This is a genomic window from Gillisia sp. CAL575 (assembly GCF_000403785.1).
Taxonomy (GTDB): domain Bacteria; phylum Bacteroidota; class Bacteroidia; order Flavobacteriales; family Flavobacteriaceae; genus Gillisia.
In genome coordinates this window covers 1-1,360 of the sequence record NZ_APHJ01000004.1, presented here as the reverse complement: position 1 = coordinate 1,360, position 1,360 = coordinate 1, and the positions used below count along the sequence as shown (strand labels likewise).

Sequence of the window (1,360 nt, the reverse complement as noted above, 5' to 3'; positions counted from 1 at the left end):
AGGATCTGGAGGCATCGTGAAAGATTTACCGCCAAAGAGATCGGTGCTGCAATGTATTTTCCAGCTTCTCTTGTGAATATCAATTCCTATGAATAACTTTGGTAATGCAGTAACTCGGGTTTCCATATCTTTAGTTTTTATAGTGATTATTAAAGATACTCGATTACTGCTTTTTCATGGATGCTAACAGCAAATAGCGGGCAATCTGGTGAAAAGTGTTATTTTAGTGACCAAGTAAAAAACAACTAAGCCGACAAGTTCGTGTCCCTACTCCACGCCACTTGCGTTAAACAAGACCGTTGGCAACAATTAAAAAACAACTGAAAATGAAAAGAATTCTACTAATTATGTATTTATCTGGAGTAACATTATTTGCTCAAAACTCAAATGACATAACTCAAGTTGATAAAAGTCAAACCGACAAATTATCTATTCCAACAGAAGAATCCACAATTGAGGTAAAAATTAATAATAGACTCGAAAATGAAGATTTACAAACCTTATTTGATTTTGAAAATATAAATCAATCAGAATTTACATTCACTGGAGAATCAATAAAGGATAAATTCTATGTAGTAAGAGTAAAGGAGTTTTTAAATGGTGAATTAATAAATACAAAAATTTTATTTGATGAGAGAGGAACTGAGTTTTTTAGAATTGATACTACAGAAACTTCCTTCAAACTTCTGACAAAAGTTGATAAAGACGAAATTAAAGTTTGGCTTAAAGGTGACCGATTTGGAAGTAAACGAGCATATTTTCCAACCTTTGATAGCAACGGAGTTTATGTTGCAAAAGACTTCTATGGCTGGGAAACAGTACTAAAGGAAAATTCAGAAGAGCCATTTCATTTGATGTCAGTTATTACTCCAAATAGATCAGAAGATGGTTCTGCCTCCTATTGTAAAGTTGCACAATCAGATATTGATCCGGAGGAATTCGGCAAGGAATTTAATATTCCACACTATTTTTTAATAGAAATTGAATTCACTAAGTAACTGTTGCCAACATCGGTTAAGCGCAAATAGCGGGCATTCATCTGAAAAGTACTATTTTAGAGACCAAGTAAACAACAACAAAGCCGACAAGAAGCCGTCCCTACTCCACGCTACTTGCCTTAACCAAGACCGTTGCAAAGCATTACTCAGAAAAAACCTGAGTTCAATAACTTAACGCAACAAATCATAACTTTAGATTTGTTGTATGGAACCAAAAAAACACCGGCGATTATCACATCAAGAAAGGGTAATTATCCAGACTCTTTTAGAAGAAAATAGACCTAAATCTTTCATAGCAGAGAAGCTCGGAAGAACCCGATCTACCATCACCAGAGAAGTCAATAAATGGGTAACTAAACCCA

At 34.6% G+C, this 1,360-nt stretch carries 2 protein-coding genes; both read left to right on the top strand.

The genetic code is table 11. The annotated features are described in order from the left end of the window. The first annotated feature begins 299 nt into the window (after positions 1-299). Positions 300-998 carry a hypothetical protein gene (locus I130_RS00045; protein WP_157480457.1) on the top strand — a complete coding sequence of 233 codons (699 nt, stop codon included), beginning with the start codon at positions 300-302 and terminating at the stop codon, positions 996-998. Positions 999-1,203: 205 nt separating this feature from the next. Next, positions 1,204-1,360, top strand: a 157-nt coding sequence (locus I130_RS16945; RefSeq protein WP_157480450.1) for a helix-turn-helix domain-containing protein, incomplete at its 3' end; no start/stop codon positions are given.